Below are 22,283 nucleotides of genomic sequence, written 5' to 3' on the forward strand. Positions count from 1 at the left end.
CAAAACACATTGTAGGTGAGTGCTAATAAATCACTATAGATCTTTTACACAATCAATCGTAGCTAGCACACGCAACCAATCTGCTCAATATTTCTGCTAGTATTGCCACCCCCTTGTTAATCAAAAATTTTACCTTTCTTTCTATATGCCAGACCTAATTCAAGAGCGCGTTGAAGAGTGCTTTCAAATGGCTGAAAGCCATTTTCAGCAATCTTTTAAACGTCCTCAGATAAGCTTTAAATTACGTGGCCAGAAAGCCGGTGTAGCGCATATTGACGAGAACCGTTTACGCTTTAATCCGACACTGTATGCAGAAAATACTGTGCATTTTTTGCAACACACAGTCGCTCATGAAGTTGCTCATTTGGTCTCATACGCGGTATTTGGCAAGAAAATTCGCGCACATGGCCCACAGTGGCAAGCTGTGATGCAAGAGGTTTATTTATTGCCAGCCCACCGTTGCCATTCTTATACAGTCAATAGCACTGCAAAAATCCATTACTTATATAAATGTCAGTGTCGTCAACGTGAACCATTCGCGCTCAGTGGACAGCGTCATGCGCGTATTAACAAAGGGATGAGTTATATATGCAAGGTGTGCAGTTCTAAGCTAATTTATCTAAATGAACAAGTTCGACGCTAGATAGCACATAGGACGACATAATCAATTGAGCGGAAAGAGGATCCTAAACTGAGCGCCGCCTAATACAGACTCCTCAACAAATAACTGTCCATCATAGCTATCAATAATATCTTTAACGACAGCAGTACCTATACCTTGCCCTGGGTACTGAGTATCTAAACGCTCACCGCGTTGCAAAATACGCTCACGTTGATGCTCTGGCACGCCTGGACCATCATCCTCAACCACCAGTTCATAATGGTTACCTAACAACTGAGCTCGAATACGTATCTCATTAATGCACAGTCGATAAGCATTTTCGAGCAAATTACCCAGCAATTCCAGCAAAGCCCCTTGCTCAACAGGTATTCTCAACTCTAAAGAAAAATCACTGATTACAACAACACGCTTATCGCGATAAACCTTATCTAAGGCTTCCGTTAAACTGTCAACAAGAGGCTTAAGCTTGACGCTGTAGCGCAAGAGTCCGCTTTTACGCAAGCTTGCTCTCTGCAGTTGATAACTGATCTGCTGATTCATCCGATTGACCTGACCTTGCAGGGTTTTTGCTTGATTATGGTTGGCAGGCTGCGCGGCGATTACCTCGCCAAGCCCTTGCAGTACCGCTAATGGTGTTTTTAGACTATGTGCCAGATCATCTAAAGAATGTCGATATCGTTCGCTTTGTTGCCGCTCACTTTCCAATAAACGATTCAAAGAACGGGTTAAACGTAGCAGCTCTCGGGGATGCTCATCACTAAGTGAATCTCGCGTACCATTCTCAACTTCATCTAGCTCTGCACTCAAGCTACGCAGACTGCGAATTCCCCAACCTAAACCCAACCATAAAAAACCAAGCAGCAGCAGTAATGCAAATCCAAGCCAAACGTACAGTTGTTGCCTCAAGTTGTCATACATAGCCTGATAGTCATTAACCGGCTGCATCGTGACAATACTAAAGGCTGCACTCTGTCCTCGCAGCAAATCCACCTCAACATCGTAAACAAAAAATTCACGCCCCTGTGCGTCTTTCACACGAAGAAACTCATGACCACGGCCATCATATTTAGGTTGATAGTTTATATTTTCTAGCTCAGAACTTCGCGAACGCCAAATCAACACACCTTTGTTATCGTAGATATAACCTAATTGGCGTGCTGTTAAAATCTCAAACTCTTCATCAGGCAGTTTTTCAGGCATGCGCAACTGACCTTTAGTGATCCGCGCAGCAGAAATTAATGCACTCGCATCTGCAGCAAGACGTTGCTCAATAGACTCTTCAAGTGCTGACGTAAAAATCTGTTGTAACGCAGGGAAAAGCGCCAAGATAAACATTAAAACAGTCAAGGCTGCGCCAAGCATCAACCGCACGCGTAGCGAGGAAGTTTTATTACTTTGATGCTTGCGCATGTTTCATACCCGTTAAATTAACGACAGACTTCAGTAAATAAGTAGCCTTGTCCGCGCACAGTATCGATTGGCTTAAAGCCTATGCCACCATCTAGTTTACGACGCAAGCGTCCTACTAACACCTCAATCACGTTTGGGTCACGCTCTTCATCATCAGGGTATAGCTGCTCGATCAAGCGTTCTTTAGCAACCACTTGTTGGTGATAACGCATTAAATACTCAAGAATACGGTATTCATACGCCGTTAAACCCAAAGGCTCATCATTTAGCAGCGCTTGCTTACGATTAATATCTAACAGCAATGGTCCAGCACCAATGGTTGATTGCACAAAACCAGACGAGCGGCGTAACAAGGCATTTAAACGCGCCTCCAGCTCTTCAAACTGAAAAGGTTTGACTAAATAGTCATCAGCTCCAGCGGCAAGCCCTTCAACTTTATTTTGCCAACTTCCTCGCGCAGTTAATATCAAGATAGGAAAAACTTTACCTTGCTCACGCAACGTTCGTATCAGCTCTAAACCGCTCATACCTGGCAGACCCAAATCGATCACCGCCAAGTCATGGTTATATTCAGCGACACGATAAAGTGCTTCTTCCGCATCAGCAACGGCATCAACCACATGGCCTTGCTCACCCAGTCGCATGTAAAGGTGGTGGCGTAATAACGCTTCATCTTCAACGACTAGCAGCTTCATGCATGATCCTCACGTCTGAATGGTAGATGGTATCAATGATTACAGCTCATCCCTACACGCTTACTCGCAATCATTAGAGTTAAGGATTGGTATAGTCCCATAAAGCAACTGAACCCTAGCTGAATTGGCTAGGGTCGTAGTTTCAGAGCAGCAACAGCTATTCATCTCGACGCAATTCAACTGGAATCTCAGGTTCCTTCAGCGCATCTGGTCTTTTCCCTTTACCAGCATGGTATTGGCGCAATTGATAAACATACGCCAACACTTGTGCAACAGCTAAATACAACCCTGCAGGAATTTCCTGCTCCACCTCTGTCGAATAATAGACTGCTCGTGCTAAAGCAGGAGATTCCAACAACATAATCTTATGTTCGTTACCAATTTCACGAATCTTTAAGGCTAAGAAGTCGCCACCCTTTGCTAACAAGATAGGGGCCTGGCCTTTCTCTGTGTCATATTTTAACGCAACCGCAAAGTGCGTCGGGTTGGTAATAATGACATCAGCTTCCGGTATTGCGCTCATCATTCGGCGCTCAGCCATCTCACGTTGCAGCTGCCGAATACGACTTTTAACCTCAGGCTTACCTTCACTGTCTTTGTATTCATCGCGCACTTCTTGCTTAGTCATTTTAAGCTTTTGTTTGCTGTCCCACATTTGAAAAGGCACATCAATTGCAGCGATGACTATTAAACCGCACGCGAGCCACAGCGCACTCCAACCGACCACTTGCATGCTATGCAAAATTGCCATCTCAAGAGGCTCACTGGCAAACTTAATCAACTCATTGCGAGCCCGAGCCAAAACAAATAACGCCACCAACAAAACAATCGAAAACTTACCTAGCGCTTTTAGTAACTCAACAATCGACTTCATTGAGAACATGCGTTTGAGTCCAGAAAGCGGATTCATACGACTGAATTTAGGTGCCAAGGCTTCCATGGAAAAAAGCCAACCGCCTAAAGAAACAGGTCCAATAATAGCTGCCATCAACAGCATAAAGAACAAAGGAACCAACGCATCACCAGCCATCTGAGCAGACTGCAGTAAGCTGATGGCCATATAGCGTTCATCGAGTAACAGCTCACGTGGCAGAGAAAAATTTTTATGCATCACTTGCATAATTCTTTGCCCAAGAGCGCCACCAAACATCAATAAACCGCCGGTACCTGCCAATACGACAGCTAACGTATTAAGCTCGCGTGAGCGTGCTATTTCACCTTTTTTACGCGAATCTTGTTTGCGTTTCTCGGTAGGATCTTCACTTTTTTCCGCACCACTTTCACTTTCAGCCATCGCCGGTCACCTCTATTGCACTTGTGCCAAGCCGCGCAGCATAAATAAGGCATCACTCGCAATGGTATGGTACTGCGCCAAAATATCAGCAGTAGACATCCAGAAAATGATCAAGCCCATTATCAGCGTGAGTGGAAAACCAATAGTAAAAATATTTAACTGCGGCGCTGCACGGGTCATAACACCAAAAGCAATATTAATGACCAAAAGCGCGCTTACAGCAGGCAATGCCAATAACAACGCAGCACCTATCACCCAGCTTAAACGGCCTGCCAGAATAGCAAAATGTTCAACCTCAAGGGTTTGCCCAACAGGTAAGGTGACAAAGCTTTCTGCAAGCACTTCGAATACCACCAAGTGGCCATTCATAGCAAGAAATAACAAACTGACCAACATCAGCAGGAACTGCCCAAGCACGGGCACTGAAACGCCAGTCGCAGGATCCATCATCGAAGCGAATCCAAGACCCATTTGCATAGAAGCTAACTGGCCAGCAAAGACAAAAATATGAAAAAACAACTGTAAAGAGAAGCCAAGCATGGCACCAATGATGATTTGCTCAGCAATCAACAAAATACTGCGCAAGCTCAGTGCATCAACTTGCGGCATTTCCGGCAATATCGGCACCAATAATAGTGTTATTGCCAGAGCCATATATAAGCGCACTCGCTGCGGTACCAGTTGTGTACCGATAATAGGCATCACCATGAGGACTGCAGCAACACGAAATAGCGGCAACAAAAAACTACTGATCCAGCCAGCAATTTGCGTGTTACTGAGCTCTAGCATGACCAGCGCAACTCAGCCAATCACAAAAGGAATGTTATGGATGAGACGTGTTGTATATTCTATCCACTGCCCTACCAGCCAGGGGCCCAGCACAATTAAGGTCATAAAACTGACTATCAGTCTTGGTAGAAAACTTAAGGTTTGCTCGTTAATTTGTGTTGCCGCTTGAAACATAGCCACCATTAATCCGACCAATAAGCTGGGAACGATTATCGCCGCAACTACCAATGCAGTCATGGATAAAGCTTCGCGAATTATATCTACTGCGACTTCAGGAGTCATATCGTTATCCTATAGCGTGCCAAAACTACTGGCCAAGGTACCAATAATCAGCGCCCAACCATCCACTAAAACGAACAGCATAATCTTAAATGGCAAAGAAATAATTAACGGAGACAGCATCATCATCCCCATTGCCATCAAAATACTTGCAACCACCAGATCAATAATCAAAAAAGGTATGAAAATCATAAAACCGATCTGAAAAGCGGTTTTTAATTCTGAGGTTACAAAGGCCGGAATCAAAATAACCAACGGAGTTTGTTCTGCAGAAACAATATCAGTACGTTTTGAAAGTCTGACAAATAACTCTAAATCAGACTCGCGCGTTTGCGCCAACATAAAGCCTCGGATAGGCTCTTCAGCTGCTGTTAATGCTTGCTGTACATCTATTTCTTCATTCAAATAAGGCTGTAAGGCATCTTCGTTAATCCGATCAAATACGGGAGCCATAATAAACAGCGTTAGAAAAATAGTGAGGCCCACTAAAATCTGATTGGAAGGGGTCTGTTGTAAGCCGAGCGCTTGTCGAAGAATCGAAAAAACAATGATGATTCGAGTAAAGCAGGTCATTAACATCACAAACGCTGGAATAAAACCCAGCGCAGTCATTATTAATAAAATCTGCAGACTCACTGAGTATTCTTGCTGGCCTGCGGCATCAGTCGTCAACTTAATTGCTGAAATGGACAAAGGAGCATCCGCAGCAAAAACACTCGTTGTGAACACAAACAACCCAAAAACCAACATTAAGCGCGCAAGTACACTCATTCCGGCTCATCCTTTGCTGAAGTTTTCAACGCTTTGGCTAAGCGCTGAGCAAACGCTGAACCTAAATGACCTTCAGGTTTGCTGACCTCAATAGGTTCTTGCAAAACATGCAAAGGCACAATTGTTCCAGGAGTTAATCCCAGTAAAATTTGCTCTTTACCAACTTGCACTAACAGCAAGCGATCACGCGGCCCTAGTGTTTGGCTGGCCAATAACGAAATAGCCTGCTGCGAGCCCGACACGGGGATGTTTTGTTGTATACGGCGCACCACCCATGCTAATAAAAAAATCAGCCCAATCACCAATAACAAACCGAGCACCAGTTGCAGCAGTTGGCCGCTGACCTGTCCCGCTTCTAAAAGCTTGGATTGGCTCGGAGCACTAACAATGGTTGCGCTTTTTTGCGTCACTGCTGGCTCTGCCGACCAAGCACTAGCAGAAACTAACATCAACATCATTAAAAGACGCATAGGCTTACCGTAGTTTCTTAATGCGCTCGCTTGGACTGATCACATCAGTCAAACGAATACCAAATTTTTCATTGACCACCACCACTTCACCATGAGCAATCAGTGTGCCGTTGACCAACACATCGAGAGGCTCACCGGCCAGGCGATCTAATTCAACCACCGAGCCTTGGTTAAGCTGCAATAAGTTACGAATACTGATATCTGTGCTACCCACTTCCATAGAAATGCTCACAGGAATATCCAGAATCACATCTAAATTAGGCCCGCCTAAAGACGTAATAACTTCATTCTCGCTGTGCTGGTCAGGAAAATCTTGCATTGGCGCTTTCGCCGGACCACTGCTTTGATTGAGCATTGCATCAATATCATCCTGATCAGTCGCCGTATCTGCTTCAGCTAAGGCGGCAGCCCACTCATCAGCAAGCGCTTGATCTTCACTTGAGGTTTGTTCGTTTTCGTCATTCATATTCTTTTCTCAACTACTTAATAAGGTCAAAAATCAACGGTTTTTTTGAATGGGACCCAAGACTTGTAACGCTAAATTACCATGATGCGCGCCCAGTTTAACTTTGAAGGTCGGAACGCCATTAGCACGCATTAGCATTGAATCTGGCAGCTCCACTGGAATGACGTCACCAGGTTGCATATTTAAGATATCGCGTAGTTTTAATTGACGCTGCACAACGGTAGATGTGAGCGGAACTTTAACATCTAAAATATCTTCACGAATGGCTTTGCTCCAACGCTCATCTTGATCATCAACGTCAGATTGAAAGCCCGCATCGAGCATTTCACGAATAGGCTCAATCATTGAATACGGTAAAGTAATATGTAAATCACCACCACCGCCATCCAACTCAATATGAAAGGTCGAGATCACTACCACTTCACTAGGACTAACAATGTTAGCTAAAGCGGGGTTAACCTCAGAGTTCATGTATTCAAAATTAACATCTAAAATGGCATGCCACGCTTCTTGTAAATCAACAAAAGCTTGATCCAACACCATACGCACCACTCGCAACTCAGTGGGAGTAAATTCTCGGCCTTCGATTTTCGCGTGTCGACCATCACCACCAAAAAAGTTATCCACCAACTTAAACACTAAACGCGAGTCGAGAATAAACAGCGCCGTGCCGCGCAGCGGTTTCATTTTTACCAGATTTAAACTGGTCGGTACGTACAGCGAGTGCACATACTCACCAAATTTCATCACCTGAACACCGCCTACTGACACATCAGCAGAACGACGCAATAAATTAAACATACTTATGCGTGTATAACGGGCAAAACGCTCGTTGATCATTTCCAAGGTCGGCATACGACCGCGAACAATACGATCTTGACTGGTTAAATCGTATTGTTTAATACTGCCTGGAACAGCTTCGTCATCCGTATCAACCAAGCCGTCATCAACGCCATGTAAAAGCGCATCAATTTCATCTTGGGAAAGTAAGTCTTGTACGGCCATTATTAAACATTCCCTATCAAGTTTTTACTGCATGACAACATTCGTAAATAACACTTGTTCTACCACTGTCGAACCAACCTCTATCAAGGCTAACTCCTGTACCGCTACAGTGGCTTTTTGTTTTAGAAGCTCAACACCTAACGCAGTATTCAACTCTTCAAAATCTTGATTAGAAAATAGCATTACCAACTGGTTGCGCAGTGTTGGCATATGTATTTTCAACTGGTCCAGCTCACTTTTATTGCGTGCCATTAAGGCCACACTGACCTGAAGGTAACGCGGCTTACCTTGGCTTTTAAAATTAACCACAAAAGCTGGCGTCAACACTTCGTAAATAGCTTGCTGCTTGGTCGTCTTAACTGATTCAGATACTAGGTTATCAGGCTCAGATCTCTCACCGCCTAAGAAAAATAATGTCGCCGCTACAGAAAGCCCAACAGCCAGCAGTAAAGCCACAACCGCAACAATAACCACTTTCATTTTATTTTTTTTGGGTGCCACAACAGCAGGTTCAGCTGTATCGGGTTGCTTTGCCATATCTACACCACCAGTTAAAAATCATAACCGCTAGTTTAACAGCCTAAACGCAGGATGCAGGAATGATTACGCATAATAGTCAACCATTCCTAAGCGCCCATCATGCTGTTCACGAATATTTGAGACATACTGTAAATTATCATCGGTATTTTCGGCATCGTCTTCGAGTCGTCCTTGGCCTGCTGAACGCTCACGTGAGTCCTGCTGAGCATGTGATTGATCTGCCACATTCACATCAACATCCTGCATTCCCTGCTGGGCAAACATTTCTCGCAAACGGTACATCTGCGACTCCAATGAGTCGCGCACACCAGCATGAGCACTATTAAAAGTAATTTGGGTATGCTCTTGATTAATAGTGATCTTTACATCTAGACGGCCTAACTCGGCAGGATCAAGCTTGATTTCAGCAGACTGCAGGTTTTGCGATGACATCCACATTACCTTATCGGTAACCTGCTGGCTCCATCCTGGCTGCTGCATAGCCACCGCAGCGCCTGGTACCTGACGGACGGTTTGGCTGGCGAGACTCGGCTCTGGACGTGCTTGCAGATCAGCGCGCACACCATCAGCAGGCGTAACAGCTTTATTAAGCAACGTATCAGGCGCTGCTTTGACTGAGCCAATAGCAGCAGCGAGAGGATTTTTATCTGTGCTTAATTTTTCATCTTTTAGCTCGCCTGACTTCAATCCGCCAATACTAACCAAAAGGACTTCATCCGAATCTGTTGCGCCTTTTGCTTTACTGGTGTCTAGATTGTCTTTATTCGCCACAACCACAACGTCTTCTTGCGCCAACTCAATTTCGTCAGTGACAACATCAGCTGTAAGTTCAACCTCAGAGTCTTGACCTTCAGTAGACAGTAGCAAGCTGACAGAGTCACCTTCCTGATCATCAAGCGTTTGCACATCAACTTCAGCTTCAATCTCTTGAGGCTGCGCGGTCAACGCCATAAGCAGCAGCGGATCAATCAGAGGGTTATCTGTCTCATCATCCTGCGCGACTGTCTCAGGCGGCAAATCTTTGCCGTCCACGACAGCCGACTGATCAGGCAATTCGTTGTTGTTGACGCCAGCAGCGTTATCAGCTGGTTTTGCCGACTGCTCAGTTTTCACTTCTGCTCGCGCTTTACTAGTCGTCACAGGTTTGTCTTTATGTTGTTGCGCAGCAGCTGTATTTTTAGCTGCTGCATGACGGCTGGCCTGTTGTTGTTTGTCTTGCTGCACAGCATCACGTCGCTGCTGCTGATTAGCAGTACTAGCGCGTTGTTGCTCATACAGCGAAGAAAAACTTTGCGAGGGTGCTGTTGTACTTGCACGCTCATGCGAGCCTTTTTGCAGCTCTACCGTTTGCGCTCTCGTTGTTCCTGCCGAGAGTTGCAGTAAAAAATCTGTGCCGGCCATGCTCTTACTCCTGCCATTAACGGGTACTGACATAGTCAAAGCAATTATTAAGCCAACATACCAATACAACTGCTAACTGGCTATCTAGGATAACTTATGTGAATTTTCATGCGTCAGCTGTCATTAATTTGACCATCACAGACTCATCACATCTAAAAAGCGCGGCTCAGCCTGCTGATCAATGGTTAAGCTAGCGAAATCAAAGAGCTGGCGATCAGCTAATTGTGAGGGCACCACATTTTGTAAGGCGCGAAACATAATATCCAAGCGTCCCGGCGTTTTTGTTTCCCACTCTTGCAACATGCCTTTAACCACTTGGCGCTGCAGATTCTCTTGCGAACCACAGAGGTTGCACGGAATGATAGGGAAACCTTGCAGCTCAGCATATTCAGCAATATCTGTTTCTTTGCAATACGCTAGCGGACGAATCACCACATTACGGCCGTCATCGGACAACAGCTTGGGTGGCATGGCTTTTAAGGTGCCGCCGAAAAACATATTTAAGAAGAAGGTTTCTAAAATGTCATCACGATGATGTCCTAGCGCCATTTTGGTCGCGCCAATTTCATCAGCATAGGTATATAGCGTGCCACGGCGTAGACGTGAGCACAGTGAGCAGGTGGTTTTGCCTTCAGGGATTTTTTCTTTCACCACCGAGTAAGTATCTTTTTCAATGATGTGGTATTCAACACCGACAGATTCCAAATAGGCCGGCAAAACATGCTCAGGAAAGCCTGGCTGTTTTTGATCCATGTTAACCGCTACCAAAGAAAACTTAATCGGCGCAACTTTCTGTAAATGAAGCAACACATCGAGCATTGCATAGCTGTCTTTGCCGCCTGACAAACAGACCATAACCTTGTCGCCTTCTTCAATCATGTTGAATTCGGTAACGGCTTCACCGGCAAGACGGTATAAACGTTTCTGTAGTTTTTTCTGGTCGAGCGACAAGCTACTCATGACATGATCCGAACAGGTAAAAAACGCTATTTTACCTGTTCGTGACAACAAACCCTAGTGGTGTCTCACGGGCTTATGATAATTCGTCAAGCATAGTTACTCAGCCGTACTGCATTCACTGAACAGTAAGATTTCTACACCCTGCTTATCAATAGATTTCCAGCCCACCACTCCTTGATTACTTTTGGTATGCCAGCTGTAACTGCGCTGATCATCAATCGACTCATAGCGCGCACCCGAAGCGCTTACCGCAACACTCATGGGAATCTGTTGACCATCAATCTGCAACACTGCATAAGCACTGCCTTTTGCAGTATTAACGTAAGTCACTGGCAACTGAACATTACGCTCACACTGATAAATAACTTGTTGTATTTGCTCACCACTCGCAGCAAAAGCCTGCGTAGTCAAAGCCAGCGCAGAAAACAGTAGCGGAACTGCCATTTTTTCTAACATGATTCTTTTCCTTAAATAAAGTCGTTTCTTGCAGAAGAAAAGCACAGCCCATAGACTCAATAAAAATGCTGCAGGTTCCAAAAAAGGATAAAAAAACCAGCAGCCTCCCGCCCCCTAATTGAAAGGCCTCGACTTGTGTTGAACCTGTTACATGGCATTTTGACTGATAACCCGCTTGGGCTTACTGAGCACCAACTGATTAAGCAATTAAAGGATCAGCAACACCCTTTTTTTGCAGAGGCTGATCTGCATGATCCCTTGAGCTTATTTCGCACGCATTTTGTACTGTTCAATGCGTTGTACCAGCTGCGCGATCACCTGCGCGCAACAAGCAAATTAGACTTGCGTATCTCAGTATTATTGATTCGCTTAGACAACGATACCAACAGCCCTAACGTCGCGCAGACAGCCATGCAAAACAGCGATCCGCTGCGCGCTTATTATTTAGACCTCAGTCATTTGCAGGCAACCGATCGCAGTGCTGCCGAGGCACTGTTATATGGATCGTTACACAGTCTGAATCCGCCTGCACAGGTGCAAGACGCTTTGGCAGAGCTAGGCATTGAGCAGCCTTGGCATGACTTAAGCGATAAGGACTTGCGCCAGCATTATCGCCACTTAGTTAGCATTCACCACCCCGATCGCGGCGGCTGCACTCAGCGCGTACAACGCATTAACCAAGCCATGGATGTGCTTCGTAAACATCAGCAACGGCATTTATCGCGTCGATAAGAACTCAAGACTTTGCAACAACATCGCTACTTTAGGCATTTCGCAACCCGCAGCACCGGCCGCCGCCAAAGGCGCAACGTAAATCGCTTGCAGCTCTAAGGGGCGCTTATGGCTAAAGTCATGATACATACTCGGCCAGTAGTCGGGCATCGCGTCAGTGGCTTTAAGCATGTTAGCGACCAAGTGTTCAGGCAATGAATAGCCACAAGCCGCAGCCGCCTGAACAACTTCAACCATTAAATCAGCCACCAAGGCACGACTATGAGGCTCATCCATTAACTGCCGAGTATTGCTGTTGAGTAGCACCGACAAACCATTGTAGGGAATATTCCACACCAGCTTTTGCCAGCGCGCTTGCTCTAACTGCAGCATTGCTTTGGAATCGAGTCCTGCTTTACCGAACATTGCAGCCGCCTGTTCAGCAATTTGCATGCCCTCAATGGCGCTTGCCGGACCGCTGTGATAACCGATATTCACCCCACCGTGCGCTTCATGCTCAATCACGCCAGGCGCACTGCGATGCACACAAATAAAACACAAGCCGCCGAGTAAATGTACCTGCTCGGTCAATAAAGGCCGCAACTCATCTTCAACGGCTAAACCATTTTGCAGCAGCACCACTTTAGCGTCTGCTGCCGCCGCCTGATTAATGATCTCAGCAAGATCAGCATTGCTAGTGGTTTTAGCGCCGACTAATAGCCAGTCACACTTAGGCATGTCCGCCACGTCATGCCAAGCCTGCACCACTGGCAAAGCCAACTCACCCAGCTCTGCATGATTAACACGTAAACCATTGCGCTTGACGTCTTGGTATTCACTGCGCAATAAAAAATGCACATCAAATCCTGCGCGCGCCAGCATTAAACCATAAAAACCACCAATTGCACCGGTGCCAATCACGCCAATACGCGGCTGTCTTTGCTCACTCATAAAAACTCTCTTTATTCTATTACGGCCTACAGATGCGGCTAAAAATCGCCAACAACCCTGCTAGTTTTTAAATACTAAGGATTAGACACCAATGACTCACTGCTCAGCACGCGTTTGGCTTGCAAATAAGCTTTATTCCAATAGGCTGCGTTAACGCTGTCTAAACGTACGGTGCCGCCACTGGATGGGGCATGCACGAAACGGCCTTCACCAACATAGATTCCAGCATGACTGACACGCCCGCGCCCAGCGGTGGCGAAAAACACAATATCACCACTCTGTAGCTGGCTACGAGGAATCTGCTGACCTTGCATTTGCAGCATTTGCTGAGTCGTGCGCGGCAAACGAATACCGGCAACATCTTGATAGACAAAACCAATCAAGCCACTGCAATCAAACCCAGAACTTGGCGTATTACCACCCCAAACATAAGGCGTGCCGACCAAGCCTATTGCGCGAAATAGCACTTCATCAGCAGCTGGATTAAATGCAGCGCTGGGTTGTTGATATGGCGTAACGGCTTGCTGATTCACCGGCCCCTTTGAAGAACATGCGCTTAACAACAGCACACTTAACAAACCCAATATATGTAGCGTCTTATGCATGCTCTACGTCCTCTTGGCTAGCAATGTCGCTTTCACAACTTTATCGCTAGCCCTGCTAAAAATGATCACAATACTGACTTAACGACGGGTAAAACGGCTGGTCTGCATCTCCATCAAACGGCTATAAGTACGCCGAAAGGCAAAGGTTAAATAACCTTCAGTGTATAACTCGTCCAACGCCACCGCAGCTTCAATATAAACCGGTATACGTCGATCATAACACTCATCCAGCAGAGCAATAAAACGCCTGACACTGTCATCCTTGGGCGCTAACGCAGGTAGTTGCCGATCACCCGCCACCACTCTTTGTACAGCATCTTCAGTGCCGCGCGCAATTTTCGTATCCTGCAGCGCGCCACTTAGTGCAGGCACACGACTCAACAGCAGCACCTTAAAACGGTCACACAGCCGGATAAAATCGAGCGCAGCAAAAGGTTGCTCGCATAGCGCAGAAAACTCACAACACAACACTGTCTCGCTGTAGGCCTGAGTTATCAGCGCTCGCGAACCCAACATCACAACGCCTGTGTGCTGCTGCTCACCTGCACTTAACCGGTTAAATAATTCAGGAAAAACACTCGCTTGCGCAGGTGTTTTAACCCAATAACGCTGCTCGACAGCACCGCCATGTAAACGGTGATCCTGCTTGCCTTGCACGGCAACTGCCTGCATGTGCTGCTTAATTGCGGCAATCGCAGGGAGAAAAGGCTCTCGATTAAAACCGCCATAATACAATTCATCGGGAGGTTGATTAGAGGTCGCGACAATGACCAAACCCTTAGCAAATAGCACTTGAAACAAACGACCTAAAATCATCGCATCAGCAATATCACTGACAAACAACTCATCAAAACATAAGACCTGCATCTCACTGGCCAACTCATCAGCAATCACCGACAAAGGCTCTGCGGTGCCAGTTAAGCGAAATAAGCGCTGATGAATATCTTGAATGAAATGATGAAAATGCTGGCGACGCGCAGGAACAGTTAAGCCATTGAAAAACTGCTCCATCAGCCAAGTTTTACCACGACCAACCGGTCCCCACAGGTACACCCCACGCACAGCGCCGACTCCCGTTTGCAGCGCCTGAAAACATTCTTCTAAGGCTACCACTGCTTGTTGCTGCGCCGGATCAGCAACAAAACCTTCCGTTAAAGCTTTGTTGTAGGCCTGCAAGGGCGACAATTGAATACTCTGCTGCATCATCTTAACGCCCCGCTTGCCAAGCCAGCACTGCAACACCGCCGACAATGCAGATTACTGCAAACACTTGCCAAGGATTTAAGGTTTCGCGTAGCAATAACCAGCCAATCCCAGTGGTGACCAACAATGAACCACCGACAATCAGCGGATTACCAACCGCTACGGCAACGCCACGACCATAAATAACAAAGGTTAGAATCTCGACAACACCAATCGCCACACCGGCTAACACGGCAAGGCTGATCCCACGAGGCGTGACATGCAACACCAGTTGTTGTGACTGCTTAAAATACAGCAGTAAGCCCAGTCCCAGAAAAGCTGCAACAAACTGTAGAATAACTGCGCCCAATACAGCTTGAATATGATCGGCTGAAAGTTTGATAAACACGTTGTACAAGCCAAACATCACAGCTGCCAACGCCAGTAACAAATAAGGCACAGTTTTTCCTCGTAAGATTAAAATTGCTGCAGATACTGGAATTATTTCTCGTGCACCACGCCAGCCAACTGCAAAGCAACCGGCTGCATCAGACTGTCACCCACTGGACATTTAGTGCCAATAAAAGCAATAAAGGCATCAATATCAGCTTGCGCTGACTCTGATTTAATATGATAGGTATAACGTATCGCCGAATAACCGCAGCGCACATCCGCTTTATTCATAAAACCATCAGGATCTAAATCGCCTTCCAACTCAACCCAAAAGTCATCCAACTGCACTTTAAATTTTTTTGCATAGGCACTGGCAACAATGGCTTGGCAAGCGCCTAAAGCACCCAATAGCGCTTCAACCGGATTCATCGCTGTATCGGTGCCGCCCAACTCTGCCGGCTCATCTAAGGTAAATTCAAAACCACGCGAACGCACCTTAACTAAAGTGCCACTTTGCAAATGAGCGGTTGCTTGAAACTGTTCAACGGCCATAAACCCTCCCCCTTTTATAGTTTTTAGATAAATCAGTAAAAGCGCATGTTCGCAGATACCTCGGCAAAAGGGCAAACCTTGTACAGATTGCAGGCAAAGCTCGAGGCAAAATAGGTTAAACTGCTGCGTTTATCGACACTTGAGACCATGGACATGGCCAAAGCAATGGCGCGACATATTTTAGTTAAAACAGCAGAAGAGGCCGAAGCGATTAAAGAGCGCATCGCCAAAGGTGAAGCTTTCGATAAACTGGCACGCAAATACTCAACCTGCCCGTCCGGTAAAAAAGGCGGCGATTTAGGCGAAGTACGCCCAGGGCAGTTGGTTAAGTCGATTGATCAGGTGATCTTTAAAAAGCCCGTACGGATGATTCACGGGCCGGTTAAATCACAGTTCGGATACCACTTAGTCCACGTTTTCTTCCGTGACTAAGTGGCTATTCTGCTTATGCCTATGCTTAAACAACCACACCTTGGCTGCGTAAGTAGTCGTCGTAAGTACCATGGAAGTCATTGATACCGTGTTCGGTCAACTCGATAATGCGCGTGGCCAAAGACGATACAAACTCGCGGTCATGGCTGACAAAAATCAAGGTGCCAGGGTAGTTTTCCAGCGCCAAGTTCAAGGCTTCAATGGATTCCATATCCAAGTGGTTGGTTGGTTCATCCATGAGCAACACGTTAGGTTTTTGCAAAATTAATTTGCCAAACAACATGCGACCTTGTTCACCACCGGAAATCACTTTGACTGATTTTTCGATGTCGTCACCGGAAAACAGCATACGACCCAAAGTGCCGCGCACCATTTGTTCGCCTTCAGTGGTCCAACGACCCATCCAGTCAAACAGGGTCATGTCTTCAGCGAAGTCACTGGCGTGATCTTGCGCGTAATAACCTATATCAGCACTATCAGTCCATTTTACATGGCCGTGCATCGGTGTCAGTTCACCCATCAAGGTGCGCAATAAGGTGGTTTTACCGATACCGTTAGGACCAAGAATCGCCACACGCTCTTCTGCTTCAACCTGCAAGTTCAAGTTATCGAACAATACCTGGTCATCAAAACCTTGGCTCAAGTCATGCAGCACCACTGCTTGACGGTGTAACTTTTTGCTCTGATCAAAGCGAATAAATGGGCTGATACGACTGGACGGCTTAACTTCATCCAGTTGGATTTTATCAATCGCACGGGCACGACTGGTGGCTTGCTTGGCTTTTGAAGCGTTGGCTGAGAAGCGGCTAACAAAGCTTTGCAGTTCAGCAATTTGCGCTTTTTTCTTGGCGTTATCACCGAGCAGACGCTCACGCAGTTGCGTAGCCGCCGTCATGTACTCGTCATAGTTACCTGGATACAAGCGAATCTCAGCGTAATCCAAGTCAGCCATGTGCGTACACACACTGTTGAGAAAGTGTCTATCGTGGGAAATAATAACCATGGTGCAGTTACGGTTACTGAGAATATCTTCCAACCAGCGAATGGTGTTGATATCCAAGTGGTTGGTTGGCTCATCTAACAGCAGCACTTCAGGATCAGAGAACAAGGCTTGCGCCAACAGCACGCGCAGTTTCCAGCCCGGTGCCACTTCACTCATCGGACCAAAGTGCGCATCGACACCAATACCCAAACCGAGCAATAACTCACCCGCGCGCGATTCGGCGGTGTAGCCATCCATCTCAGCGAACTCAGTTTCCAGCTCAGCCACCGCCATACCGTCGGATTCACTCATTTCTGGCAACGAGTAAATACGATCGCGCTCAGCTTTAACTGCCCACAGCTCTTCGTGACCCATGATCACTGTATCAATTACAGTAAACTGCTCGTAAGCAAACTGATCTTGGCGCAATTTACCTAAACGAACATTAGGCTCAAGCATAACGTGACCGGCCGAAGGCTCCAGATCGCCACCAAGAATTTTCATGAAAGTTGACTTACCACTGCCATTAGCACCGATCAAACCATAGCGGTTACGGTTGCCAAATTTTACAGAGACATCTTCAAATAGCGGTTTTGCACCAAATTGCATGGTGATATTAGCAGTGGAGATCACAAATAAATCCTGAGTAGTCGAGACGCGAACGCGTAAAAAGGCGGCGATTGTACCCTTATTGGCTGCCAGCGGCACCTACAATAGACGCACGGTAGGCATAATACTGGCGGCGCGCTGTATAAAGCAGGCAGACGCAGTATACTGTGGTCTTCTAATTTGGCTTTTTCTTATGACTGATTCTGTTCGCCTCTCCAAACATTTAATTGACCTGATTGGCTGCTCACGTCGTGAAGCACAGCTCTATATCGAGGGCGGTTGGGTGCTGGTCAATGGCGCAATTATTGATGAACCACAATTCCCCATTACTGATCAACAGGTTGAGTTGCGCCCAAATGCTGTTGCTGAACCGTTGCCCGCCATTACGCTATTGCTCAACCAACCAGTGATGCACAATCCTACGTTGGAGCAACAACTGGCGCTGCTCACTCCAGAAACACACTGGGCCGAAGACCCCAGCCGCATTTTGCAGCTCAAAGGTCACTTTGCGCGCCTCAGCACAACCCTGCCGCTGCAAGACAACGCCACGGGCTTACAGGCATTCACGCAAGACTGGCATACCCTGCGCAAACTCACCGAAGATTGCACACGGCTTGAACAAGAGTATGTCGTGCAAGTCTCTGGTGAAATCAACCCTGCCAAGCTCAAGCGCTTAGCTCACGGGCAAATGTTCAATGGCATCGGCTTGCCGGGCTGCAAAGCCAGCCAGCAAAATGAAGAACACATACGCATTGTGATTAAAAATCCTTTGCCACAGGTGCTTACACGCTTGTGCGCCAGCATTGACTTAGAAGTGCTAGCCATGCGCCGCATCCGCATTGGCGCTGTCTCCATGGGCAAACTGCCTTTAGGCCAATGGCGCTATTGCACACCAACACAAAAGTTTTAATATCCTTTTTCAAGACTGTTAACCGAGAAACCCTATGCTTAATAATGATGTCCTACGCAGCATTCGCTACACCCTTAACCTCAGTGATAGCACTCTGCTAGAAATGCTACACGGCGTAGAGCCAAGCATGGATCTGCCAACCTTACGCAGCTACTTGGCCAGTTCAGAAGATGAGTCTTTTGTGATAATGGCAGATGAATTGATGGTGGTTTTTTTAGACAACTTAATCATTAGCCGTCGCGGCCCTAGCCCACAAGCTGCGCCAGCCACTGAATTGCCGCTGACCAACAACATCATCCTGAAAAAGCTGCGAGTAGCCTTCACCTTGCAAGAAGCTGATTTACTTGAAGTGTTGGATTCGGTTGCCTTTACCGTGACAAAACCTGAACTCAGTGCTTTGTTTAGAAAAGCCGATCACAAAAACTACCGCGTCTGCGGCGATCAATTGCTGCGACAGTTTCTGAAAGGTTTAACCTTGCGCTTACGCCCAGACGCCAAAGCAGACTAATCATCCAACAGCACTGCACATTTTTACCGCGCTCATCGCGGCGCGAAGTCTATTTTGTAGAGCATGTTGACGCATGCTCAATACGTTTTGAAGGATGAACTTACCGATGAGCACTGACACTTTCGCTGCCATGCCTGACGCCCAAGGTTTCTTTGGCCCCTATGGTGGCCAATTTGTGCCCGACCACCTAAAAGCCATCATGGATGATATCAATGCATCCTATGAAGAAATCTGTGCTTGCCCTGAGTTCCAAGCCGAACTGGCCAGTTTATTTGCCGATTACGTTGGTCGTCCTAGTCCGATTTTCCACGCCAAACGGTTAAGTGAACAATTGGGTGGTGCACAGATTTACTTAAAGCGCGAAGACCTCAACCATACCGGCGCGCACAAGATTAACCATTGCCTTGGTGAAGCCCTGCTGGCTAAGTTTATGGGCAAAAAGAAAGTCATTGCCGAGACTGGTGCTGGCCAACACGGTGTTGCTTTAGCCACAGCGTGCGCGTTGGTGGGTATTCCCTGCGAGATCCACATGGGTCAATCAGACATCGAAAAAGAACACCCCAACGTAGTGAAAATGAAAATTTTGGGTTGCACTTTAATTCCAGTGACCCGCGGCGCAGCCACCCTAAAAGAAGCCGTCGACAGCGCTTTTGAAGAATACCTAAAAAACCCTGAAGACTTTATCTACGCCATCGGCTCTGTAGTAGGCCCACACCCCTTCCCGAAAATGGTTCGTGACTTCCAGTCGATTATCGGCAAAGAGTCGCGCCAGCAGTTTCTTGAGCGCCATCAGCGCCTACCTGACTACGTCACCGCCTGTGTTGGCGGCGGTTCCAATTCGATTGGCATGTTTACCGCGTTTTTAAACGATGCCGATGTGCAACTGGTTGGTGTAGAGCCGGCAGGCGAAGGCTTAGACACGCAACGCCACTCCGCCACCCTGACCAAAGGCAAACCCGGTCATTTACACGGCATGGCCTGTTACGTGCTTGAAGATGCTGAGGGCAATCCTGCCTCTGTGCACTCAATCGCCTCAGGCTTGGACTATCCAGGCGTTGGCCCACAGCACAGTTACCTAAAAGACCTCGGCCGCGTGCAATATGACAGCGTCACTGATCAAGAAACCTTAGACGCCTTTATGCGTTTATCACGTGTGGAAGGTATTATTCCTGCACTAGAGAGCGCGCATGCGGTGGCTTGGGCAATGCGCAAAGCACCAACACTGACGCCTGAACAAACCATTCTAATCAGCCTGTCAGGTCGCGGTGATAAAGATGCTGACTATGTTGCTGGCCTGCTAAACCTATAAGCCAGACAAAAAAATACCGCTGGGCAGATGCGCAGCGGTATTTTTAAAATTTTGCTATTTACTGAACGATTTTAGACAGCAACTGCACTTGTTTGGCAGGCTCATGCGCTTCTTCTTCGCTGAGAACACGCTTAGCTTGCAAGTAGCTGGCATTCCAGTAACGACTGCTAAGCTTGTCGACACGCACACCACCACCTTTGCGGCTGCTGGATGAGTGAATGAACTTATCATCACCCATATAAATACCAACATGTGAAACACGACCACGGCCGCGATCATTAAACAAAATCAAATCACCGGGCACTAAATCAGCACGCGCAACCACAGGCGCATCCATTTTCAACAAGCCCTGAGTGTTGCGCGGCAATTCTATGCCTAACTCTTCCTTATACACATAACCAACAAAACCACTGCAATCAAAGCCAGTAGCACGACTGCTGCCGCCGTAGCGATATGGCGTGCCAAGCAGAGTTTTACTGCGATCTAACAAGCTTTCATTGAGGCCAGGCAACTTATACTCATTTAGAGTAGTGTCTTCCTGCAGCTCTACAGCAGCTTGCTGGGCTTCATCGAAACGATCTAATACTGCAACTAAGGCTCGAGAATTGAGCTCTATAGTGTCTCGCTTAACTGAAGCTGTATTGCGCTGCTCGGTGTTTAAATTGGCACATGAAGCCAATACTAAACAGCTCACACCGCAGGCGATGCTCTTTATTAATTTAGACATACATACAAAGTACTTTCTGATTTAGCGGTGCAATATGCCTTGCATTGACACAAAGTGCAAATTTAATGGTCAATTAATGTGACTTGCTTAATGATTAACCGTCAGAGCGAGCAGCATCGACAACTGACATAAAGGCCGCCCACTTTGTGCTTGCCAGGCATTAAAAGCTTCTTGCACCAGTGCTAAATCACGCTGACTGGTGGGACGTTTTGTCACAATATCCTGCGCTACTAACGCCGCAACAACATCATCACTGAGCACAAAAGTATCTTTACCGGCCATGCGTAAAAAGCGCGGCGCCGACAAACCACCCAACTGATGACCATGCTTAGCCAAATAACGCCACAAACCAACAATATCATCCTCAGGCCACTGCGCTAAAAAAGCGCCAAAGCTGCCAAACTCATGACGAATATCCAACAACATTTGCGCATTACGCGGCACGCTTTTGAGCTTACCCAGATGCCGAATAATCCGTGTATCTTGCATCAAACGTTCGATGTGTTCGGCGCTCAGCAGCACCACTTTTTCCGGGTTAAACTGCCAAAACACTTCCTCAAAGTTCGGCCATTTAGCGTCCACCACACTGTGACGTAAACCCGCACGAAACACCCGCAAGGCGATGAGTGACAGATAGCGATCATCAGGTACAGAAATCAACTGCGTCTTCGTTGCAGGTTGCGGCAAACGCGCTTCTAAAGCTTTAAGTGAGCCAAAACGATTGATACCGTACTCAAGCATCCACTGAAAATCTCGCATACTCGTAGCGCTCCTCTATCTACTTGCGCGAACTAACACGCTAATCCTGCGATGCAGAGCGCATCATTAAACGCTGCGCCATTTCATCTAAGAGCTTTTGCTCTTGTTTATCTGCGGTCTTTTGCGCCTCTTCACGATAACGCTGCACCAGCTTACGTAAACCTTCTAAACGCGCATAAGTTTGCTGCCAAACGGCCTGACTGCTGCGGACATTATTTTCATGCCAAACCAAGCTTTTCTGCTGCTGCTCAATCGCCACCTCAAGCTGCGATAAAAAGCGTTGATAGTTCATCAACCATTGGCCACTGACACCCACCTGTCCTTTATTGATCCATTGTTGCTGATAATCATCACGGTACTGTTCAAGGCTTTGTAATTGCTGCTGAGCTTGTTGCAGCGCCGTTTTATACTGGCGCAGCTTACCGGCGGCTTCCTGCTCGGCAGTTTGCGCCATCTCAATCACAGGCAACAGACGCTGCGCACGTTTATTCATAA

Annotated in this window: 28 protein-coding genes; 6 read left to right on the forward strand and 22 right to left on the reverse strand. The window is 46.8% G+C overall.

Annotated elements, in window-relative coordinates; translation table 11 throughout:
• Positions 1 to 145: 145 nt before the first annotated feature.
• Positions 146 to 643, forward strand: coding sequence for a SprT family zinc-dependent metalloprotease (locus H591_RS0104900; RefSeq protein WP_022965837.1), 498 nt, complete (start codon positions 146 to 148; stop codon positions 641 to 643).
• A gap of 21 nt (positions 644 to 664) precedes the next feature.
• Here H591_RS0104900 and H591_RS0104905 read toward each other — a convergent pair whose 3' ends face one another.
• The 13 genes from H591_RS0104905 to H591_RS15700 form a co-directional block, all read right to left on the reverse strand.
• Complete coding sequence (locus H591_RS0104905; RefSeq protein WP_022965838.1) at positions 665 to 2,032, reverse strand: ATP-binding protein; 1,368 nt, start codon at positions 2,030 to 2,032, stop codon at positions 665 to 667.
• A gap of 17 nt (positions 2,033 to 2,049) precedes the next feature.
• Positions 2,050 to 2,727: a response regulator gene (locus H591_RS0104910; protein WP_022965839.1), complete on the reverse strand. Its 678-nt coding sequence runs from the start codon at positions 2,725 to 2,727 to the stop codon at positions 2,050 to 2,052.
• Between the two features lie 157 nt (positions 2,728 to 2,884).
• A complete protein-coding gene (gene flhB, locus H591_RS0104915; protein WP_022965840.1) occupies positions 2,885 to 4,021 on the reverse strand; it encodes a flagellar biosynthesis protein FlhB in 1,137 nt (378 codons plus the stop codon).
• Positions 4,022 to 4,033: 12 nt separating this feature from the next.
• Positions 4,034 to 4,810, reverse strand: a complete 777-nt coding sequence (gene fliR, locus H591_RS0104920) for a flagellar biosynthetic protein FliR (protein WP_022965841.1) — start codon at positions 4,808 to 4,810, stop codon at positions 4,034 to 4,036.
• Between the two features lie 12 nt (positions 4,811 to 4,822).
• On the reverse strand, positions 4,823 to 5,092 hold the full coding sequence (fliQ, locus tag H591_RS0104925) for a flagellar biosynthesis protein FliQ (RefSeq protein WP_022965842.1): 270 nt from the start codon (positions 5,090 to 5,092) through the stop codon (positions 4,823 to 4,825).
• 9 nt (positions 5,093 to 5,101) lie between these two features.
• Positions 5,102 to 5,860: a flagellar type III secretion system pore protein FliP gene (gene fliP, locus H591_RS0104930; protein WP_022965843.1), complete on the reverse strand. Its 759-nt coding sequence runs from the start codon at positions 5,858 to 5,860 to the stop codon at positions 5,102 to 5,104.
• A complete protein-coding gene (gene fliO / locus H591_RS0104935; RefSeq protein ID WP_028244189.1) occupies positions 5,857 to 6,330 on the reverse strand; it encodes a flagellar biosynthetic protein FliO in 474 nt (157 codons plus the stop codon). The genes fliP and fliO overlap by 4 nt, the downstream gene beginning before the upstream one ends.
• A gap of 4 nt (positions 6,331 to 6,334) precedes the next feature.
• Positions 6,335 to 6,796, reverse strand: a complete 462-nt coding sequence (fliN, locus tag H591_RS0104940; protein ID WP_022965845.1) for a flagellar motor switch protein FliN — start codon at positions 6,794 to 6,796, stop codon at positions 6,335 to 6,337.
• 33 nt (positions 6,797 to 6,829) lie between these two features.
• Positions 6,830 to 7,801, reverse strand: coding sequence for a flagellar motor switch protein FliM (gene fliM / locus H591_RS0104945; protein WP_022965846.1), 972 nt, complete (start codon positions 7,799 to 7,801; stop codon positions 6,830 to 6,832).
• 24 nt (positions 7,802 to 7,825) lie between these two features.
• Entirely contained in the window at positions 7,826 to 8,338 is a 513-nt protein-coding gene (locus tag H591_RS0104950; RefSeq protein WP_022965847.1) for a flagellar basal body-associated FliL family protein, read from the reverse strand.
• A gap of 66 nt (positions 8,339 to 8,404) precedes the next feature.
• Positions 8,405 to 9,742, reverse strand: a complete 1,338-nt coding sequence (locus H591_RS15965) for a flagellar hook-length control protein FliK (RefSeq protein ID WP_022965848.1) — start codon at positions 9,740 to 9,742, stop codon at positions 8,405 to 8,407.
• Positions 9,743 to 9,877: 135 nt separating this feature from the next.
• A complete protein-coding gene (gene ttcA, locus H591_RS0104960) occupies positions 9,878 to 10,702 on the reverse strand; it encodes a tRNA 2-thiocytidine(32) synthetase TtcA (RefSeq protein ID WP_022965849.1) in 825 nt (274 codons plus the stop codon).
• Positions 10,703 to 10,798: 96 nt separating this feature from the next.
• Positions 10,799 to 11,158 carry an MliC family protein gene (locus H591_RS15700; protein ID WP_022965850.1) on the reverse strand — a complete coding sequence of 120 codons (360 nt, stop codon included), beginning with the start codon at positions 11,156 to 11,158 and terminating at the stop codon, positions 10,799 to 10,801.
• 135 nt (positions 11,159 to 11,293) lie between these two features.
• Between H591_RS15700 and H591_RS0104970 the strand changes: the two genes are divergently transcribed.
• Entirely contained in the window at positions 11,294 to 11,890 is a 597-nt protein-coding gene (locus H591_RS0104970) for a DNA-J related domain-containing protein (protein ID WP_022965851.1), read from the forward strand.
• Here the strand turns inward: H591_RS0104970 and H591_RS0104975 are convergent.
• The 5 genes from H591_RS0104975 to H591_RS0104995 form a co-directional block, all read right to left on the reverse strand.
• A complete protein-coding gene (locus H591_RS0104975) occupies positions 11,876 to 12,820 on the reverse strand; it encodes a putative 2-dehydropantoate 2-reductase (RefSeq protein WP_022965852.1) in 945 nt (314 codons plus the stop codon). The two genes, H591_RS0104970 and H591_RS0104975, sit on opposite strands and share 15 nt — an antisense overlap.
• Positions 12,821 to 12,894: 74 nt before the next feature.
• Entirely contained in the window at positions 12,895 to 13,425 is a 531-nt protein-coding gene (locus H591_RS0104980; protein ID WP_022965853.1) for a C40 family peptidase, read from the reverse strand.
• A 78-nt stretch (positions 13,426 to 13,503) separates the two neighbouring features.
• Complete coding sequence (gene zapE / locus H591_RS0104985; RefSeq protein WP_033421015.1) at positions 13,504 to 14,628, reverse strand: cell division protein ZapE; 1,125 nt, start codon at positions 14,626 to 14,628, stop codon at positions 13,504 to 13,506.
• Between the two features lie 4 nt (positions 14,629 to 14,632).
• On the reverse strand, positions 14,633 to 15,067 hold the full coding sequence (locus H591_RS0104990) for an EamA family transporter (protein ID WP_022965855.1): 435 nt from the start codon (positions 15,065 to 15,067) through the stop codon (positions 14,633 to 14,635).
• A gap of 41 nt (positions 15,068 to 15,108) precedes the next feature.
• Entirely contained in the window at positions 15,109 to 15,552 is a 444-nt protein-coding gene (locus H591_RS0104995; protein ID WP_022965856.1) for an OsmC family protein, read from the reverse strand.
• Between the two features lie 153 nt (positions 15,553 to 15,705).
• Between H591_RS0104995 and H591_RS0105000 the strand changes: the two genes are divergently transcribed.
• Positions 15,706 to 15,984: a peptidylprolyl isomerase gene (locus tag H591_RS0105000; RefSeq protein WP_022965857.1), complete on the forward strand. Its 279-nt coding sequence runs from the start codon at positions 15,706 to 15,708 to the stop codon at positions 15,982 to 15,984.
• Between the two features lie 25 nt (positions 15,985 to 16,009).
• On the opposite strand, the gene H591_RS0105005 is transcribed toward H591_RS0105000, so the two are convergent.
• Positions 16,010 to 17,599 (reverse strand): ABC-F family ATPase, encoded by a 1,590-nt coding sequence (locus H591_RS0105005; RefSeq protein ID WP_022965858.1) that lies wholly within the window; start codon positions 17,597 to 17,599, stop codon positions 16,010 to 16,012.
• Between the two features lie 169 nt (positions 17,600 to 17,768).
• On the opposite strand from H591_RS0105005, the gene H591_RS0105010 reads away from it, so the two are divergent.
• From H591_RS0105010 to trpB, 3 genes are all read left to right on the forward strand, one after another.
• Positions 17,769 to 18,485 carry an rRNA pseudouridine synthase gene (locus tag H591_RS0105010; RefSeq protein ID WP_022965859.1) on the forward strand — a complete coding sequence of 239 codons (717 nt, stop codon included), beginning with the start codon at positions 17,769 to 17,771 and terminating at the stop codon, positions 18,483 to 18,485.
• A gap of 34 nt (positions 18,486 to 18,519) precedes the next feature.
• Complete coding sequence (locus H591_RS0105015; protein ID WP_022965860.1) at positions 18,520 to 18,993, forward strand: YehS family protein; 474 nt, start codon at positions 18,520 to 18,522, stop codon at positions 18,991 to 18,993.
• A gap of 106 nt (positions 18,994 to 19,099) precedes the next feature.
• Complete coding sequence (gene trpB, locus H591_RS0105020; RefSeq protein WP_022965861.1) at positions 19,100 to 20,302, forward strand: tryptophan synthase subunit beta; 1,203 nt, start codon at positions 19,100 to 19,102, stop codon at positions 20,300 to 20,302.
• A 58-nt stretch (positions 20,303 to 20,360) separates the two neighbouring features.
• Here trpB and H591_RS14880 read toward each other — a convergent pair whose 3' ends face one another.
• The 3 genes from H591_RS14880 to fliJ all read right to left on the reverse strand — a co-directional run bounded on the left by H591_RS14880 (position 20,361) and on the right by fliJ (position 22,281).
• On the reverse strand, positions 20,361 to 21,029 hold the full coding sequence (locus H591_RS14880; protein ID WP_051145790.1) for a C40 family peptidase: 669 nt from the start codon (positions 21,027 to 21,029) through the stop codon (positions 20,361 to 20,363).
• An 87-nt stretch (positions 21,030 to 21,116) separates the two neighbouring features.
• Positions 21,117 to 21,788: a DNA-3-methyladenine glycosylase I gene (locus H591_RS0105030; protein WP_022965863.1), complete on the reverse strand. Its 672-nt coding sequence runs from the start codon at positions 21,786 to 21,788 to the stop codon at positions 21,117 to 21,119.
• A 40-nt stretch (positions 21,789 to 21,828) separates the two neighbouring features.
• Entirely contained in the window at positions 21,829 to 22,281 is a 453-nt protein-coding gene (gene fliJ / locus H591_RS0105035) for a flagellar export protein FliJ (RefSeq protein WP_022965864.1), read from the reverse strand.
• Positions 22,282 to 22,283 lie beyond the last annotated feature (2 nt).

It is taken from the genome of Denitrificimonas caeni DSM 24390, assembly GCF_000421765.1.
GTDB classification, from domain to species: Bacteria; Pseudomonadota; Gammaproteobacteria; order Pseudomonadales; family Pseudomonadaceae; genus Denitrificimonas; species Denitrificimonas caeni.

Coding starts and splice junctions, on each gene's coding strand:
- H591_RS0104900 (WP_022965837.1), top strand. CDS start 146: ATGCCAGACCTAATTCAAGAGCGCGTTGAAGAGTGCTTTCAAATGGCT.
- H591_RS0104905 (WP_022965838.1), bottom strand. CDS start 2,032: ATGCGCAAGCATCAAAGTAATAAAACTTCCTCGCTACGCGTGCGGTTG.
- H591_RS0104910 (WP_022965839.1), bottom strand. CDS start 2,727: ATGAAGCTGCTAGTCGTTGAAGATGAAGCGTTATTACGCCACCACCTT.
- flhB (WP_022965840.1), bottom strand. CDS start 4,021: ATGGCTGAAAGTGAAAGTGGTGCGGAAAAAAGTGAAGATCCTACCGAG.
- fliR (WP_022965841.1), bottom strand. CDS start 4,810: ATGCTAGAGCTCAGTAACACGCAAATTGCTGGCTGGATCAGTAGTTTT.
- fliQ (WP_022965842.1), bottom strand. CDS start 5,092: ATGACTCCTGAAGTCGCAGTAGATATAATTCGCGAAGCTTTATCCATG.
- fliP (WP_022965843.1), bottom strand. CDS start 5,860: ATGAGTGTACTTGCGCGCTTAATGTTGGTTTTTGGGTTGTTTGTGTTC.
- fliO (WP_028244189.1), bottom strand. CDS start 6,330: ATGCGTCTTTTAATGATGTTGATGTTAGTTTCTGCTAGTGCTTGGTCG.
- fliN (WP_022965845.1), bottom strand. CDS start 6,796: ATGAATGACGAAAACGAACAAACCTCAAGTGAAGATCAAGCGCTTGCT.
- fliM (WP_022965846.1), bottom strand. CDS start 7,801: ATGGCCGTACAAGACTTACTTTCCCAAGATGAAATTGATGCGCTTTTA.
- H591_RS0104950 (WP_022965847.1), bottom strand. CDS start 8,338: ATGGCAAAGCAACCCGATACAGCTGAACCTGCTGTTGTGGCACCCAAA.
- H591_RS15965 (WP_022965848.1), bottom strand. CDS start 9,742: ATGGCCGGCACAGATTTTTTACTGCAACTCTCGGCAGGAACAACGAGA.
- ttcA (WP_022965849.1), bottom strand. CDS start 10,702: ATGAGTAGCTTGTCGCTCGACCAGAAAAAACTACAGAAACGTTTATAC.
- H591_RS15700 (WP_022965850.1), bottom strand. CDS start 11,158: ATGTTAGAAAAAATGGCAGTTCCGCTACTGTTTTCTGCGCTGGCTTTG.
- H591_RS0104975 (WP_022965852.1), bottom strand. CDS start 12,820: ATGAGTGAGCAAAGACAGCCGCGTATTGGCGTGATTGGCACCGGTGCA.
- H591_RS0104980 (WP_022965853.1), bottom strand. CDS start 13,425: ATGCATAAGACGCTACATATATTGGGTTTGTTAAGTGTGCTGTTGTTA.
- zapE (WP_033421015.1), bottom strand. CDS start 14,628: ATGCAGCAGAGTATTCAATTGTCGCCCTTGCAGGCCTACAACAAAGCT.
- H591_RS0104995 (WP_022965856.1), bottom strand. CDS start 15,552: ATGGCCGTTGAACAGTTTCAAGCAACCGCTCATTTGCAAAGTGGCACT.
- H591_RS0105000 (WP_022965857.1), top strand. CDS start 15,706: ATGGCCAAAGCAATGGCGCGACATATTTTAGTTAAAACAGCAGAAGAG.
- H591_RS0105010 (WP_022965859.1), top strand. CDS start 17,769: ATGACTGATTCTGTTCGCCTCTCCAAACATTTAATTGACCTGATTGGC.
- H591_RS0105015 (WP_022965860.1), top strand. CDS start 18,520: ATGCTTAATAATGATGTCCTACGCAGCATTCGCTACACCCTTAACCTC.
- trpB (WP_022965861.1), top strand. CDS start 19,100: ATGAGCACTGACACTTTCGCTGCCATGCCTGACGCCCAAGGTTTCTTT.
- H591_RS14880 (WP_051145790.1), bottom strand. CDS start 21,029: ATGTCTAAATTAATAAAGAGCATCGCCTGCGGTGTGAGCTGTTTAGTA.
- H591_RS0105030 (WP_022965863.1), bottom strand. CDS start 21,788: ATGCGAGATTTTCAGTGGATGCTTGAGTACGGTATCAATCGTTTTGGC.
- fliJ (WP_022965864.1), bottom strand. CDS start 22,281: ATGAATAAACGTGCGCAGCGTCTGTTGCCTGTGATTGAGATGGCGCAA.